At 64.3% G+C, this 14,671-nt stretch carries 13 protein-coding genes; 4 read left to right on the top strand and 9 right to left on the bottom strand.

Annotated features, from left to right (window positions below):
• From DCN14_RS22455 to DCN14_RS22430, 6 genes are all read right to left on the bottom strand, one after another.
• Positions 1-1,266, bottom strand: a complete 1,266-nt coding sequence (locus DCN14_RS22455; RefSeq protein ID WP_096506920.1) for a fimbrial protein — start codon at positions 1,264-1,266, stop codon at positions 1-3.
• 60 nt (positions 1,267-1,326) lie between these two features.
• The gene (locus DCN14_RS22450; protein ID WP_096506804.1) at positions 1,327-2,688 is read right to left on the bottom strand and encodes a type II and III secretion system protein family protein; all 1,362 of its coding nucleotides are present in this window, start codon (positions 2,686-2,688) and stop codon (positions 1,327-1,329) included.
• Positions 2,689-2,756: 68 nt separating this feature from the next.
• Positions 2,757-3,683: a Flp pilus assembly protein CpaB gene (cpaB, locus tag DCN14_RS22445; protein WP_096506805.1), complete on the bottom strand. Its 927-nt coding sequence runs from the start codon at positions 3,681-3,683 to the stop codon at positions 2,757-2,759.
• Between the two features lie 93 nt (positions 3,684-3,776).
• A complete protein-coding gene (locus DCN14_RS22440) occupies positions 3,777-4,232 on the bottom strand; it encodes a TadE family protein (RefSeq protein WP_096506806.1) in 456 nt (151 codons plus the stop codon).
• Entirely contained in the window at positions 4,229-4,729 is a 501-nt protein-coding gene (locus DCN14_RS22435) for a prepilin peptidase (protein WP_096506921.1), read from the bottom strand. Before DCN14_RS22435 ends, DCN14_RS22440 begins: the two co-directional genes overlap by 4 nt.
• Positions 4,730-4,846: 117 nt before the next feature.
• Positions 4,847-5,071 carry a Flp family type IVb pilin gene (locus DCN14_RS22430; RefSeq protein WP_096506807.1) on the bottom strand — a complete coding sequence of 75 codons (225 nt, stop codon included), beginning with the start codon at positions 5,069-5,071 and terminating at the stop codon, positions 4,847-4,849.
• 678 nt (positions 5,072-5,749) lie between these two features.
• On the opposite strand from DCN14_RS22430, the gene DCN14_RS22425 reads away from it, so the two are divergent.
• From DCN14_RS22425 to DCN14_RS22410, 4 genes are all read left to right on the top strand, one after another.
• Positions 5,750-7,417 (top strand): collagen-like triple helix repeat-containing protein, encoded by a 1,668-nt coding sequence (locus DCN14_RS22425; protein ID WP_096506808.1) that lies wholly within the window; start codon positions 5,750-5,752, stop codon positions 7,415-7,417.
• A 40-nt stretch (positions 7,418-7,457) separates the two neighbouring features.
• Positions 7,458-8,903 (top strand): collagen-like triple helix repeat-containing protein, encoded by a 1,446-nt coding sequence (locus tag DCN14_RS22420; RefSeq protein ID WP_115531437.1) that lies wholly within the window; start codon positions 7,458-7,460, stop codon positions 8,901-8,903.
• 145 nt (positions 8,904-9,048) lie between these two features.
• Complete coding sequence (locus tag DCN14_RS22415; protein ID WP_096506810.1) at positions 9,049-10,734, top strand: POTRA domain-containing protein; 1,686 nt, start codon at positions 9,049-9,051, stop codon at positions 10,732-10,734.
• Between the two features lie 166 nt (positions 10,735-10,900).
• Positions 10,901-11,362: a DUF2147 domain-containing protein gene (locus DCN14_RS22410; RefSeq protein WP_096506811.1), complete on the top strand. Its 462-nt coding sequence runs from the start codon at positions 10,901-10,903 to the stop codon at positions 11,360-11,362.
• A 102-nt stretch (positions 11,363-11,464) separates the two neighbouring features.
• On the opposite strand, the gene DCN14_RS22405 is transcribed toward DCN14_RS22410, so the two are convergent.
• From DCN14_RS22405 to lpdA, 3 genes are all read right to left on the bottom strand, one after another.
• Positions 11,465-11,875, bottom strand: a complete 411-nt coding sequence (locus tag DCN14_RS22405; protein ID WP_162826234.1) for a transposase — start codon at positions 11,873-11,875, stop codon at positions 11,465-11,467.
• Between the two features lie 144 nt (positions 11,876-12,019).
• Complete coding sequence (gene zapE, locus DCN14_RS22400; protein ID WP_096506813.1) at positions 12,020-13,117, bottom strand: cell division protein ZapE; 1,098 nt, start codon at positions 13,115-13,117, stop codon at positions 12,020-12,022.
• Positions 13,118-13,217: 100 nt separating this feature from the next.
• Positions 13,218-14,648 (bottom strand): dihydrolipoyl dehydrogenase, encoded by a 1,431-nt coding sequence (lpdA, locus tag DCN14_RS22395; protein ID WP_096506814.1) that lies wholly within the window; start codon positions 14,646-14,648, stop codon positions 13,218-13,220.
• Positions 14,649-14,671 lie beyond the last annotated feature (23 nt).

Raw genomic sequence — 14,671 nt, 5'->3', positions numbered from 1 at the left:
TTACGACCGCTTGGACGAAGGTTGAATAAAGCGCTTCAGTACCGACAGGCCGACCGCCGGCCGCGACGAGGTCGCCACCCCCGGCAGGCGTGCGGCGAGCGATTCGAGCGCGCGCACATACGGATCACGCTCCGCTGCATCGACGATGAGTCGCCCTTGATTCGCAGCATGGCCGATTGCGACGCGACGCGAAGGCAGCGTGCCGACCAGCGACAGTCCGAGACGCTCCGCGATCTGTGCGGGCGTCAAATCGAGTGCGGGATCGTATTGGTTAACGACCAGCCGCACGCGGTCGACATCAACACCCGTATCGCGCAACCCGGTGAGCAGATCGGCCGCAGATACGATCGATGCAACGCCCTGATCGCAGACCAGCCACGCCTCGTCGGCAGAGGCCGCGATCTGCGCGACGAACTCGTGGTTCGAGAAACCGCCGAGATCGACAACCTGCTGATCGAAGAATGCGCGAAACCGGTTCAGCAGCCCGACGCATGCCGCATACGATACGTCGCGCAGGCCGCCGAGATCGGCCGGCAGCGTCGTCAGTGCGACACCGCTCGAGTGACGGGTCAAGGCAGTGTTCACGAAAGTCCGGTCGATACGGCGCAGGTTGTGCACCGCGTCGACGAAATGAAATTCGCAACGCGTGTTCAGGAACAGCGCACCATCGCCCGCCGGCAGCCCCAGATCGACGAGCGCGGTTTGACGGCCGACCGCCGCGCCGCCAGCCGGCACGGCGTCCGTCCCGGTAACGGCGGCATGCTTCTGCAACCAGACGGCGAGGTTCGCGGCGAGCGTACTCACGCCCATGCCGGCGCGTGCACCGAGCAACGTAACGAGCTTGCCGTGGCGACTGACCGGTTCGCCGACGTGCGCAAGCAACCCGCGCGTCGTACGCAGCGCATCTTCGGCGGATGCGGATACATCGATAAAGTCGCGTACACCGGCGCGCAACGCGGCGAGCGTGCTCTCCGGCTGCGCGAGCGAACCGAGCGCAACGACCGGCAGCCCTGGATACGACGCGCGCACCGCAGCGGCGGCGGCGCTCGCCGCCGCACTTCCTTCCGAAAAATCGATGAATACGAGCGCCGGATTGAGGCCCGTGATGCGCTGAGCAAGCGCACCGGGCTCGAGCGACGCAGCCTCCACCGCGCCGGCCGACACGAGCGTATCTGCCAGCCAGCGGACATGCCTGTCCTGCGACGACGCGCAAACGAAATAGTCGGTCACGGCGGGTTCACACAATGATTCGGTTCGCGCGTTCATGTCGAACACCCCCGATTACGCAAGGCGTGACGATGCGCCGCAACGCGCAACGCTTCGCCTTCACTTCGAAAACCCCGGAGCAGCATCCGGCGACGCCACGCCACCTAGATACGATCTCCAGACCGGCCCATCGTGCTGCTCGGACAGTTCGCCCGGCGTCGACGGCAACACGGCGCCCTTCGCGATCGGCGCGACGAGATGCGGCGTCACGATGATCAGCAATTCCTTGTCGTTCTGCTGATAGTTCAGATTCTTGAAGAACGCGCCGATGATCGGCAAGTCGCCGAGCAGCGGCACCTTGCTTACGTTCGACATCGTTTGACGGTCGATCAGGCCGCCGATCACGAAGCTCTCGCCATCGCCGAGTTCGACCGTCGTGTCCGCGCGGCGCGTCGTGATGCCCGGCACCGCGACACCGCTGATCGTCACGCTGTTCACGAAATCGAGCTGGCTCGACTCCGGCGCGACCTTCAGCGCGATACGATTCGGATTCAGCACCGTCGGGGTCAGCGTGAGCCCGACGCCGTACTGCTTCCACTGAATCGCGGTCGAGCCGAGCCCTTGAGGCGATGGCACCGGAATCTCGCCGCCCGCGAGGAAGCTCGCGCTCTGGCCGGACAGCGCGACGAGGGTCGGCTCCGCGAGCACGCGCGCAAGATTGTTCGCTTCGAGCAGCGACAGATCGGCGAAGATGCCGCGCCCGCCGGCGTTCACGATCAGATTGAATGCTGACGCCACGGGCGCGCCGAGCGTTGGCAAATATGACGATGAACCTGGGCTCGATGACGAGCCCGAACTCGCACCGGAACCCGATCCACCGCTGTACGACTGCACGCCGCCCGGCGCAAACGAACCGAACGAAAAGCCGTTGCTCTGCTTGAAGAAGTTGAATCCGACCTGCTTGAGCACCGAGCGACTGAATTCGACGACGCGCACGTCGACTTGCACGACGTTCTTGCCGGTGACCGTCGAGCGATCGATCACCGCGCCCTTCGCACTCGTGTTCTTGCCGACGTCGACCGCGCGCTGATGGGCGTCGAGCGATGTCGAAGTTCCTCGCAGCACCGACGTCCCGCCATAGACATTCACGCGCGGCGTGCCGCCATCGAGTACCGCTTGCGCAGCCGCGTCGACGACTTCGACGTTCCAGATCTCGGGCTCATCGCGACCGCGCACCCACAGCATCACGTTGGTCGCACCCGCCGCCTTCGCAGTCAGGAGCACGGAGCCGGAACGGCTTCCTTTCATGAGCAGCACGTCGGCGATGGCCGGATCGCCGACTGCAACCCGCTGCAACGCACGGCCGGCCGAAATCTGGCGTTGTGCACCAACCGCGAGTTCGATCGTGCCGGCAGCCGAGGCAAACGATGCGAACGTCATGGTCCAGATAGCCATCGCGAATGCAATCAGTGTGTTTTTCATCGTTTGGAAGGCCGTTGCGCGACCCTTTTAATCTGTTTTTGCTGAATATCGATGACCGTCGATACCGCTCAATACGCGACCGTTTCCGACCGGCCGCCACGGATAATCTCGATGCCTCCTCCACCGTTCGGCCGCCCCCCCGGAGGCAAACGAGACGGCAGCGGCGGCACGTTCACGTTGGCCGTCTGACTTCTCTGCGTGCCGGAAAGCTGTTGCAGTGACACGCCGGCTGCGGCGAGCGCCGACGGCGACAGCTTGTTATCCGTGCGCACCGCGACGGTCTGCGCCGCGAGTTCATCGTCGCGCGGATTGCGCAATGCAAGCGTGAGCCGACCGCTCGCCTCGCCGAGCGTCAACGCATCGACCTGCGCGGTCGGCACCGACAGCACCGCGATGCGTACATTGGTCGGTTGTCCGTTGCTGCCGTTTGCGTTGCTGCCGCTATCGTGATCGGGTGTCGCGTCGCCGAACGACAGCAGGCGCACCTTCGACAGCAAAAGCCGCGCTTGCGTTTGCGATACCTCACCGTCGAACATCGCCCCGCCGCCTTCGCGCTTCAGGTTGAGAAACACGTCGACATAATTGCCCGGACGCAGCCGATTGCCGACCGCATTGGTTTCGTCGACACGGATCGCAACCGCGCGTTCGCCCGGCTGCACGTCCTCGGCGAGCCCCGATACCAGCCCTCCCGCGACAACCGGCGCCGACGCCGGAATGTCCTTGTTCGGGATGCGGCCGACGAGCAACGACGGATCGCTGAATGCCCCGATCGGTACCGGCGACGCAGGCTGCATCTTCAGCGCATCGGCGGCAATCGGCTGGCCGGCAGGCAATGTTCGCGCCGCAATCACGACGGGCACCGGGTTGGCGGCAACGGTCGGCTGCGCCGGTGCCGCGCTCGGCGTGCTGCGCCCGAGCATCCACGCGTAGATACCGAGCAAAACAGCGATCGCAATCAGCAGCCCGGCGATGATCTTCGTTAAGTTGTTGGCCATGTTGTTGTATGGATGCCGGAATGAAAGTCCGAGTCAATCTCTCTGGTCACGTGCTTCTGGTGTCGGCGTGTCCGTCGCACCACGATGCGCCTCTCACAAAATGGACTGCGGAATTTGTACGATCGCGGTGCTCGTCAACGGCTGATTCACCACGCTCCCTAGGAGCGGGATATACGTCATCCACGATTCCGGCGAGTAACTCACCGTGACCGAGAGGCAATACAGCGACGGCGGATTCGGCGGCTGCGACGGATCGTAACTGCAACGCGGTGCCACCACCTCCGGCGGGCTGATATTCAGCCAGCCCAGGACGTTTTGCGTGGTAGTCGTCGCGTTCGCAATGCGGGCAGTCATCGTAGGGGCGTAGCTCAATCCAGCCCGGGCCCCCTCGCTGGCAGCCAGCGTCAGGCTCTGCTGAATCACGAAAATCATCCCGAAACTGATGATCGAATAGGCAATCACGAAGAACAGCGGAAACACCATTGCAAACTCGACCGCCGTCGCACCACGCTGCCGCCTGTACCCGCGCCGTTGTTTCTGTCGTTTCATCGCGCGCCCCCCGTGGCGACGAGATAGAAGAGCCATGCCGCAGCCGGTATCGCAAGACATGCCGCATAAGGTGTCGCCCGATATCCGCCCAACGTCATCGCAGGCGCGCCCTGCCGCCGCAGCGCCCCAAGCGACGTGCGCGACAACAGCATCACCGCGAGCGCGTGAATACCAGCAGCCAGACTCGCGACGATCCACAGCCAGAGCAGCGCATGCATTCCGCACCAGGCGCCGAGCACGGCAAAGACCTTGACGTCCGCTGCACCCATGGCCCGCAGCAGGAAAAACGGAAACAGCCCGATCACTCCAACCAGCATACCGATCGTTGCCTGAAGCGGAAAAACACCAAATGGATTCGCGTCAAGAAACGCACCCCCGAGCGCACCGGTCAATCCTGCCAGGACGAGCGAATTCTGAATTCGACGAAAGCGAATATCGCTGACCGCGACGAATGCCGCCCAGACCAGGAATATTCCACTGAAAATGAGATGTGCCATCGCGCCGCAGCCAGCCGCAAGCATCGGGACAGGCGGATTGCAAAAGCAATCCGCCCGCTACCGCATCAAGACGACGCTTTACAAAGTAATAAGTCGTCCTCGCAATTTGCAGAGGCGTCAACCGCCAGCAGCAGGCGCGGCCCAGATGGTGGTCGTTGAGCAAGCGGCAGCCGTGCGCGTACTCACGCAGGTGCCCAGGTTGGTGAACATATTGCCGAGGCTTCCGCCGATCGACGTGACCCCTGCAACGATCGCAACCGCGATCAAACCCGCGATCAACCCATACTCGATCGCGGTAACCCCGTTGTTTTCCTTAAGAAAACGCTTGATGATTGCTTTCATTTTTAATTCCTCGTGCCTGTATGTACGTTCTTTGGCCTTTTATACGTTCTACATCCCCGCATATCTGGCCACTTGCCCCGAATCGTTCGCTGCAACTGCTATAACGACGACTGGGTGCACTTTCTTTATAGGTCGCCCCGAAGAGCACTTCACGTTACTTGATGCAAGTTAACATTCGCGATAGGGATCCTCCTCGAACGTTGTGTACTGATCCGTACATTTCCTTACACCTGTCCCGAATCTTATATCTGATCCTCTTTAATTTCCAACCCCTTTCAACGATCCGGATCGAAATTTTTTCCCGGATGCACAACGTATTTGTACGGCTTTTCGGTACGTTTTTCACATAGGACTTACGATAGGTTAGATGTACACATCTAGTCCACCAGTAAAATACCGTATCCCCCGTGAACCGGGTCATCGGGCTTGATGCGCCCAGCGTTACGTTGCAAGCGTAACGCCAATGTTGTGACGTTACGTTACAGCGCACCTGAAATCGCTCTCTTCTGAGCAGACTTAAAAAGATTCAACAATCTTTCAATTTCCATAATTGCCTTTTCCGACAAGGCATTGCCTCGTTTAAAACGTTTGCGGCGCCATCGGCTATCGAAATGGCACGACAGTTGCAGAGTAGACCTCGCATTACTCAACACAACACAGCTTCAATGCGAGGACGAAATGGACACTCTGGTTATCCCTCATGGCACGTTCCGGGCGACGATGATCGCGGCCACCGTGGCAGCCATGCTTTCCCTCTCCGCGTGCGGCGGTTCCGGTTCAATCAGCCAGGGGCTCGGCGGCGGCTCGAGCTCGGGCGGCGGCGATTCCATCTCGACCTCCGACGGCGGCACGTCAGGCAGCACGTCCGGTTCGACGAGTGGCAGCACGTCGGGTAGCACCAGCGGCTCGACCAGCGGCAGCACGAGTGGCTCGACGAGCGGCACCACCAGCGGAACGACGAGCGGAACGACCAGCGGTACGAGCGGCACCTCGGGTGTGTCGGCGAACCCGGTAGGAAATGTCCTCGCAAGCGGCAGCAATATCGTCACCAGTCTCGGTGGAACCGTATCGGGCCTCGGCAGCGTCGTCGCCAGCCAGTCGCTACCGGGCGTCAACCCGGCCACGACGCAAGCGGCGGGCGGCATCGTGCAGAACGTCGGCGGCGCGGTCACCGCGCTGGGCAATGGCCTCGGCAACGGCCTCGGGCAACTCGGCGCGGTGAAAGACCCTGTCGGCATCACGGTCGCCAGCACGGGCGGCGTCGTGAACCAGCTCGGCGGTGCGGTCACGCAAACCGGCACTCTGCTTTCAAGTCTCGGCAGCGGCCCGCTGTCGCCGCTCGCCCCGGTCACGGGCGCCGTCGGCGGCCTCGTGACGACGGTCGGAAACGCCGTGTCGGGCGGCGGCACCACGCTGACCAACGCGCTGTCGACGGGCCCGATCCAGCAGGTCACGCAAACGGTCAGCTCGGCCATCACGCCGATCACGACGATGATCGGCCAGACGACACAGACGGTCGGCACGGCCACGGGCCTCGGCGCCCCCGTCAACACGCTGCTCGGCACGATCGGCAACGGCCTGAACCAGGCAGGCGCGATGATCGCATCGACGGGCGGCAACCCAGTCACGACCGGCCTCGGCAACACCGTCTCGTCGACAGGCAACACCGTGAAGGCGGTCGGCGGCCTCCTCACGGGCGGCACCGGCGGCGTAACCAACCCGCTCGCTCCGCTCACGGGTCTCCTCACGACGGTCTCCGGCACGCTCGGCGGCGCGACAGGCGGCACCAGCGGTGGCCCGCTCGCGCCCGTCACCGGCCTCGTCTCCACCGTCACCGGCGCACTCGGCGGCGCAACAGGCGGCACCAGCGGTGGTCCGCTCGCGCCCGTCACCGGCCTCGTCTCCACCGTCACCGGCGCGCTCGGCGGCGTAGCAGGCGGCACCAGCGGTGGCCCGCTCGCGCCCGTCACCGGCCTCGTCTCCACCGTCACCGGCGCGCTCGGCGGCGTAGCAGGCGGCACCAGCGGTGGTCCGCTCGCGCCCGTCACCGGCCTCGTCTCTACCGTCACCGGCGCACTCGGCGGCGCAGCAGGTGGCGGCAGCGGCCCGCTCGCGCCCGTCACGGGCCTGGTGTCGACAGTCACCGGCGCACTCGGCGGCGCGACGAACGGCAGCAGCGCACTCGCCCCCGTGACTGGCGCGGTTTCCGCGGTCACCAGCACGGTCGGCGTCCCGGCACTCAGCGGCAGCACCGGCACCGGCACGAATGCGGGCTCGGGCTCGAATCTGCTCTCGCCTGTCACATCGCTGATCGGCGGTCTGCTCGGCGGCACGCACGGCAAGTAATCCGACATCCATTCATCGAAAAGACAGCGAGGAGTCCATCATGTCCCAGCAACGTTCCATCACGACCGTCGCCCTGCGCCAATGGCGCGTGCCCCTCACCGCCTTCGCCGCAGCCTGCCTGCTGGCCGCCTGCGGCGGCGGCGGCGTCAGCTCGCCGCCGACGAGCAGCAACGGCGGCAGCTCCAGCGGCACGAGTGGCACCAGCGGAACGAGCGGCACCAGCGGCTCGTCGACGGGTACCAAAGGTGTCATCAGCACGGTCGGCCAGACTGCTACGGACCTCGGCAGCACGGTCGGCAACATCAGCCTGCCGGGCCTGGGCGACGGTGTGACGAAGGGTGTCGGCAGCACCGTTTCCAGTACCGGCACGATCGTCGGCGCGGCAGCCGATGCCGTAAGCAATGGCCTGGGACAAATCGGCACGACGAAGGACCCGGTCGGCACGACGGTCGCCGGCCTCGGCAATGTGGTCGGCGCGACGAGCAACACCGTGTCCGGGCTGAGCCAGACGGTCAAGGCGCTGGGCACGGGGCAGCTCTCGCCGCTAGCCCCCGTCACGACGCCGGTCGGTACCGTGCTCGACACGGTCGCCAACGGCCTGACGGCCGCCGGCACGACGATCGGCTCGACGTTGTCGTCGGGCGCCGTGCAGCAAGTCACGCAACCGCTCAGCTCGGCCATCACGCCGCTGGTGATCACCGCCGGTCAGCTCACGCAGCAGGTCGGCACGACCACGGGCCTCGGACAGCCGGTGTCGGGTCTGCTCGGCCAGGTCGGCGGCGCCATCAGTTCGGCAGGCAAGCAGGTCGCCGGCACGTCAAATCAACCGCTCGTCGGCGACGTCGGCCAGCTCGTCACCGCAGTGGGCAATACGGTGACCAACGCCGGCGGCCTCGTGAACCCGAATGGCCCGAACGGCGCAGCACCGATCCCCGGCCTGATCACGAGCCTCGTCGGCGGCTCGACGGCAACCGTCCAGAGCGGCACGGCGTCGGGTTCCAGCTCGACGAACCCGCTCGGCGGTCTGCTGTCCGGGCTCGGGTCGACGCCGCTCGGTTCGCTCACGGGTGCGGTCGGCGGCGCAACGGGCGGCTCGGGCAGCAGCCCGCTCGCACCGGTCACGGGCCTCGTGTCGACTGTCACCGGCGCACTGGGCAGCGTCGGCGGCTCGGGCGGCAGCAGCCCGCTCGCGCCGGTGACGGGCCTCGTGTCGACTGTCACCGGCACACTGGGCAGCGTCGGCGGCTCGGGCGGCAGCAGCCCGCTCGCGCCGGTGACGAACCTCGTGTCGACCGTCACGGGAACCCTCGGCGGCGCAACGGGCGGCACAGGCGGGGCAAACCCTCTCGCGCCCGTCACCGGTTTGCTGAATACTGTCACCGGAGCAGCAGGCAGCGTGACGGGGTCGGCATCGTCGGGCGGTTCGGCGGGCCTCCTGGCACCGGTAACGGGGTTGCTGGGCACGCTGGGTAGCGTTGGCAAGTAAAGGAGGACGGTCGCGCCCTTGCAGCCGGAGCAGAAGGCGCGGCCGTACAAACACAACCGGCGACGCGGCACGTGGCGCGCGGCACCCAGATGTCGCGCGCCCGCATTACAAAGAAGACGCCAAGCAAGGCCTACGAGGAAGAACAATGAAATCCAGACTGGACAGATGGATGATGCTGCTCGCCATTGCGGCGGCAGGCACGGCACATGCGCAGACGCGCGCGGCAGGCAACCCGCTCGACTCCCTGCCCCAGATCAACGCACCGAAGCAAGGCCCGAGCGTCACCGTCCAGGTCGCGCCGCAGGCACCACAGCTTCAGGAATTGCTGTCGCGCCATCTGACGCCCAAGACGTTCCAGGTCGAAGGCGTGAAGTCGATACCGTTCGACGAAATCTCGCGCCGCTTCACGCCGCTCGTCGGCAAGGACATCACGATCGGCGAGCTGATCGAAACCGCCAACGGCGTGACCAAGCTGTACCAGGAGCGCGGCTATGCGTTGTCGTTCGCGTTCATTCCCGCGCAGACGTTCGAGAACGGCGTCGTGCGCGTGACGGTCGTGGAAGGCTACGTGTCGGACGTCAAGGTCACCGGCAAGCCCGGCGCGATGGAGTCGAAGATTCGCGCGATCGCCGCGCACATTACGGCCGATCGGCCACTGCGCCGTGCAACGTTCGAACGCTACGTGAACACGTTCGGCCTGCTGCCCGGCGTCACGGTGAAGGCCAACGTGCCGCCGCCGCAGACAACCGATGGCGCGACGACGCTCGAGCTCGCGGTCGACCGCAAGGCATTCAACGTCAGCACCGGCATCGATTTCAATCACCCCGGGGTCCAGGGCCTCATCACCGCAACCGAAAACGGCCTGACTTCGTTCGGCGAGCAGTTGAGCATTTCCGCGCTGGCGCCGCCCGGACGCGACAAGCAGACCTACTTCGCGTTCAGCGGCTCGGTGCCGGTGGGCAGCAACGGTCTCGTCACGCGCCTCGATGCAAGCACGTACCGCGGCAAGCCGACCGACAACCCAGGCCTGCCGTCGACCGTCCAGCGCACCGTCAAGAGCGAGAAACTCGGTCTTTCGGCTTCCTATCCGATCCTGCTGAACAACCAGCGCAGCCTGCTCGGCACCGTGTCGGGCTATGCAGCGCACAACGAAGACCGCTACCAGAACCAGGTCAACGGCAACGTGCTCGACAATCGCTCGCAGGTTCGCGTGATGCAGTTGCAGCTCGACTACACGAGTGTCGAACCGAAGCAGGTACGCAAGCTGAGCGTCAACGTCGCCAAGGCATTCAACATTCTCGGCGCATCGAAATCGCAGACCGGCCTGGTTGACGGCGTACCGGTGACATACGCAGATCCGACTTCGCTGACCTTCGTCCGTACCGGCGCGACCTTCACGCAGACCAACGAATGGCCGTTCAAGATCGGCACGTCGGTCTCGGTGACCGGCCAGTACAGCGCCGACTCGCTGCCGACGTCGGAACAGATCTCGTTCGGCTCGACGCGCTACGCGCTCGGCTATCAGCCCGGTGAAACGTCGGGCGACTCGGGCTGGGGGATGTCGCTGGAGGTCAACCGCGGATTCACGCCGGGCTGGACGTACCTGAAATCCGTCACGCCGTACATCGCGTACGACATGGCGCGCGTGTATCTGCATACCGGCACACCGTCGCCGAGCCGCCTGTCGTCGGTCGGCATCGGCGTGCGGTTGACCGACAGCCGGTACTACAGCCTCGACCTGAACATCGCGAAGCCGGTCGGCGATGCGCCTGTCGAAAGCGCATCGCGCAGCCCCCGCGTGAATGCCGCGTTCTCGTACCAGCTCAACTGATCGGGCACCGAACAGTCCGCATCCCGCGGACTGTTTGGAATAGAGTCCCCTCTATCAAACGCAGCGCACGGTTTCACGTATTCTGGCAAAGCTCGCAACATGCCACCGCCCCATGCAGACGGTCGTGCGGGCGAATCGAATACGACGTGAAACAAGGAGGAAGACAATGATTCAAGTGACCCGCCCGCTGCGCACATTGGCCATTACGGGCGCACTGCTCGCCTGTGCCGCGCCGTCGTTCGCGCAAGCCGACAGCCCGATCGGCATGTGGCAGACGATCGACGACAACACCCATCAGCCGAAGGCACTCGTGCAGATCGCCGACGACGGCGACGGTTCGCTGTCGGGCAAGGTCGTCAAAGGTCTCGGCCCGAGCGACAAGCCCGATCGCCGCTGCACCGCATGCACCGACGAGCGCAAGGATCAGCTCATCAAGGGCATGACGATCATCAAGGCGATGAAGAAGGACGGCGACCAGTGGGACGGCGGCAACATCCTCGATCCGGAAAACGGCAAGGTCTACAAGTGCAAGATGACGCTTGAAGACGGTGGCCAGAAGCTCGTCGTACGCGGCTACATCGGCGTATCGCTGCTCGGCCGGTCGCAGACCTGGGTTCGCGCACAATAACGCGGCGCGCGTCGAAGCGCGCGATGCAATGAAAAATCGGCCTGCAACGACGACGTCAGGCCGATTTTGTTTTGGTGTGCGTGACGATGAAGTCCGCCGTGATCACGCCGCGTGCTTCAACGTGTTCGACGCGTAGCTGCCCGGCGCACGATAGGTCGGTGTTGCGGTACTGCGCGCCTGCGCCGCTTTCGACTGCGCGTGCCTGCGCATCCGTGTGGACAGCTCGTTGCAGAGATTCACGCCCGCGTCGCCATACAGCTCACGCATCACGTGCATCAGCGTGCCCGTGTCGTGCCACACCTTGAAGCGGCGATGGCATGTCTGGTACGACGGGTAGCGACGCGGCATGGCGGACCACGTCGCGCCGCTGTATATCACCCAGAGCACGCCATTCAGGACAGCACGCGTGTTGGCCAGCGGCCGGCCGCGCAATTCAGTGCGCGGCTGCATTTCAGGCAAAAGCGGCACGACGCGGCGCCACTCATGATCGGTCAGATCGCGATACGGTGTCATGGACATCTCCAGCCTTAGGAACCATGACACAACGATATCGGCTGACCTCAGCGACGAATATAAGACAAGTCCGAAAATACTCCGGGATCAGCAGAATTTGACCGGATTTGACGGTTGAAGCACGCCACTTGCCGAGAGCTGTGGTCAGGTCAGCGACGTATCGACGATGCGACGCGGCGTTTCGATGTACTCCTTCGACTGCATCTCGACGATCCGCGATACCGTGCGTGCGAACTCGTTCGCCATCGGGCCTTCGACGTACAGCTGTTCCGCCGGCACCGCCGCGGACATCAGCAGCTTGACCTTGTGGTCGTACAGCACGTCGATGAGCCACGTGAAGCGGCGCGCCTCGGACGCCATCCGCGGCGACATCTGCGGCACCTCGGACAGGACGATCGCATGGAAGCGGCTGGCGAGTTCGAGATAGTCGTTCTGCGAGCGCGGACCGCCGCACAGCGTCGCAAAGTCGAACCACACGACGCCATCGGCCTTGCGCAACGCCTTCAGCTCGCGCTTCTCGATATGCAGGATCGGGCTTTCGTCCGGCACCGCGGCAAGCTTCGCGAATGCATGGCGCAGCTCGCGATCGGCATCCGCACCGAGCGGCGTGTGATACATCTGCACCTGTGCCAGCGTGCGCTGTCGATAGTCGACACCCGCGTCGACGTTCAGTACGTCGAGCTTTTCCTTGATCAGCGCGATGGCCGGCAGCATGCGATCGCGATGCAGGCCGTCGGGATACAGATCGTCCGGATCGTAGTTGGACGTCATCACGAACTGCACGCCGTTGTTGAACAGGCGATCGAGCAGCCGGTACAGGATCATCGCGTCCGCGATGTCCGACACGTGAAACTCGTCGAAGCAGATCAGCCGGTAGCGCTTCGCGATGCGTCGCGCCAGTTCGTCGAGCGGATCGGCCTGCCCTTTCAGCTCCTCGAGCTCGCGGTGCACTTCGCGCATGAATTCATGGAAATGCAGGCGCGTCTTGCGCTGCACGGGCACCACTGCGTAAAAGCTGTCCATCAGGAAGCTCTTGCCGCGGCCGACACCCCCCCACATGTAGACGCCACGCGGCAGGTCCGGGTGATTGATGAGCTTCTTGAACGCGTTCGAGCGGCGCGCCTTGTAGTCGACCCACTCGTCGAAGCAGCGCTGCAGACGATCGACGGCCGCGCGCTGCGCGGGATCGGACTGATAGCCGCGCGTGGTCAATTCGCGCGTGTAGTATTCGGTGACGTTCATCAGGGCAAACCGGAAAAAACAAAGGCGAGCGGGAAAAACCCGCCCGCCTTCGTCATGAGACGGCTGCGCCAACCGATGGCCGGCCGGCGCTATACCGCGCTCAGCTGTTCAGCGAGCGCTTGTCGACGGCGAGCGCCGCTTCGCGCATCACTTCCGACATCGACGGGTGCGGATGGCAGATGCGGGCGATGTCTTCCGACGCCGCCTTGAACTCCATCGCCACCACGGCTTCCGCGATCAGGTCCGACGCATTCGCCGCGATCACGTGCACGCCGAGCAGTTCGTCGGTCTTCGCGTCGGCGATCATCTTCACGAAACCGTCCGGCGCGTTCATGCCGAGCGCGCGACCGTTGATCGAGAACGGGAACTTGCCCGACTTGATCTCGCGGCCTTCGGCCTTCAGTTGCTGCTCCGTCTTGCCGACCCATGCGATTTCCGGGTACGTGTAGATCACCCACGGAATGCAGTTGTAGTCGATGTGCGGCTTCTGGCCGTCGATCACTTCCGCGACCAGCACGCCTTCGTCTTCCGCCTTGTGCGCGAGCATCGGGCCGCGCACCACGTCGCCGATCGCGTAGACGTTCGGCACCGCCGTACGGCAGTGGTCGTCGACGTCGATGAAGCCGCGCTCGTTCGCCTTCAGGCCGATTGCCTCGAGGCCGAGGTTGTCGGTGTTCGGCACACGGCCGACCGACACGATCAGGCGGTCGGCGTCGAGCGTCTGCGCGTTGCCGTCCTTGTCCGCGTAAGCGATCGACACGCCGTCGGCGGTCGTCTTCACGTCGCCGATCTTCACGCCGAGATGGATGTCGAGGCCCTGCTTCTTGAACAGCTTGGCCGCTTCCTTCGCGAGCGCTTCGTCGGCTGCGCCGAGGAATGCCGGCAGCGCTTCGAGCACCGTCACTTCGGCACCCAGACGACGCCACACCGAGCCGAGCTCGAGGCCGATCACGCCCGCGCCGATCACGGCGAGCTTCTTCGGCACCGAGTCGAACGTCAGCGCGCCTTCGTTGTCCGACACGATCTTGTTGTCGACCGGGATGTTCGGCAGGTGGCGGGCCTTCGAGCCGGTTGCGATGATCACGTTCTTCGCGGTGACGACTTCGGCTTCGCCTTCGCCGCTCACTTCGATCTGCACGCCGGCGTCGGTCTTGCCGGTGAACTTGCCATGGCCCTTCAGCCAGGTGATCTTGTTCTTCTTGAACAGGAACTCGATCCCGCTCGTCATCTTCTCGACGATCGCATCCTTGCGGCCGAGCATCTTCGCGACGTCGATCTTCACGCCGTCGACGGTGATGCCGTGGTCGGCCAGGTGATGCGACGTGTTCTCGAACTCTTCCGACGACGCGAGCAGCGCCTTCGACGGGATGCAACCGACGTTCAGGCACGTACCGCCGAGCTTCAGCGCGCCGGCCGGATTCTTCCACTTCTCGATACAGGCAACCGTCTTGCCGAGCTGCGCGGCGCGAATCGCGGCGATGTAGCCGCCGGGGCCGGCGCCGATCACGACGACGTCAAATTCCTTGGACATGACAATCCTTTCTACTTGTGCGT

This window comes from Burkholderia sp. IDO3 (genome assembly GCF_003366075.1).
Lineage (GTDB): Bacteria > Pseudomonadota > Gammaproteobacteria > Burkholderiales > Burkholderiaceae > Burkholderia > Burkholderia anthina.
This window is presented reverse-complemented; position numbering and strand designations above follow the sequence as displayed.

Bases quoted from the DNA above. Each gene is read 5' to 3' on its own strand.
- DCN14_RS22455 (WP_096506920.1), bottom strand. From the start codon at position 1,266: ATGAACGCGCGAACCGAATCATTGTGTGAACCCGCCGTGACCGACTAT.
- DCN14_RS22450 (WP_096506804.1), bottom strand. From the start codon at position 2,688: ATGAAAAACACACTGATTGCATTCGCGATGGCTATCTGGACCATGACG.
- cpaB (WP_096506805.1), bottom strand. From the start codon at position 3,683: ATGGCCAACAACTTAACGAAGATCATCGCCGGGCTGCTGATTGCGATC.
- DCN14_RS22440 (WP_096506806.1), bottom strand. From the start codon at position 4,232: ATGAAACGACAGAAACAACGGCGCGGGTACAGGCGGCAGCGTGGTGCG.
- DCN14_RS22435 (WP_096506921.1), bottom strand. From the start codon at position 4,729: ATGGCACATCTCATTTTCAGTGGAATATTCCTGGTCTGGGCGGCATTC.
- DCN14_RS22430 (WP_096506807.1), bottom strand. From the start codon at position 5,071: ATGAAAGCAATCATCAAGCGTTTTCTTAAGGAAAACAACGGGGTTACC.
- DCN14_RS22425 (WP_096506808.1), top strand. From the start codon at position 5,750: ATGGACACTCTGGTTATCCCTCATGGCACGTTCCGGGCGACGATGATC.
- DCN14_RS22420 (WP_115531437.1), top strand. From the start codon at position 7,458: ATGTCCCAGCAACGTTCCATCACGACCGTCGCCCTGCGCCAATGGCGC.
- DCN14_RS22415 (WP_096506810.1), top strand. From the start codon at position 9,049: ATGAAATCCAGACTGGACAGATGGATGATGCTGCTCGCCATTGCGGCG.
- DCN14_RS22410 (WP_096506811.1), top strand. From the start codon at position 10,901: ATGATTCAAGTGACCCGCCCGCTGCGCACATTGGCCATTACGGGCGCA.
- DCN14_RS22405 (WP_162826234.1), bottom strand. From the start codon at position 11,875: ATGACACCGTATCGCGATCTGACCGATCATGAGTGGCGCCGCGTCGTG.
- zapE (WP_096506813.1), bottom strand. From the start codon at position 13,117: ATGAACGTCACCGAATACTACACGCGCGAATTGACCACGCGCGGCTAT.
- lpdA (WP_096506814.1), bottom strand. From the start codon at position 14,648: ATGTCCAAGGAATTTGACGTCGTCGTGATCGGCGCCGGCCCCGGCGGC.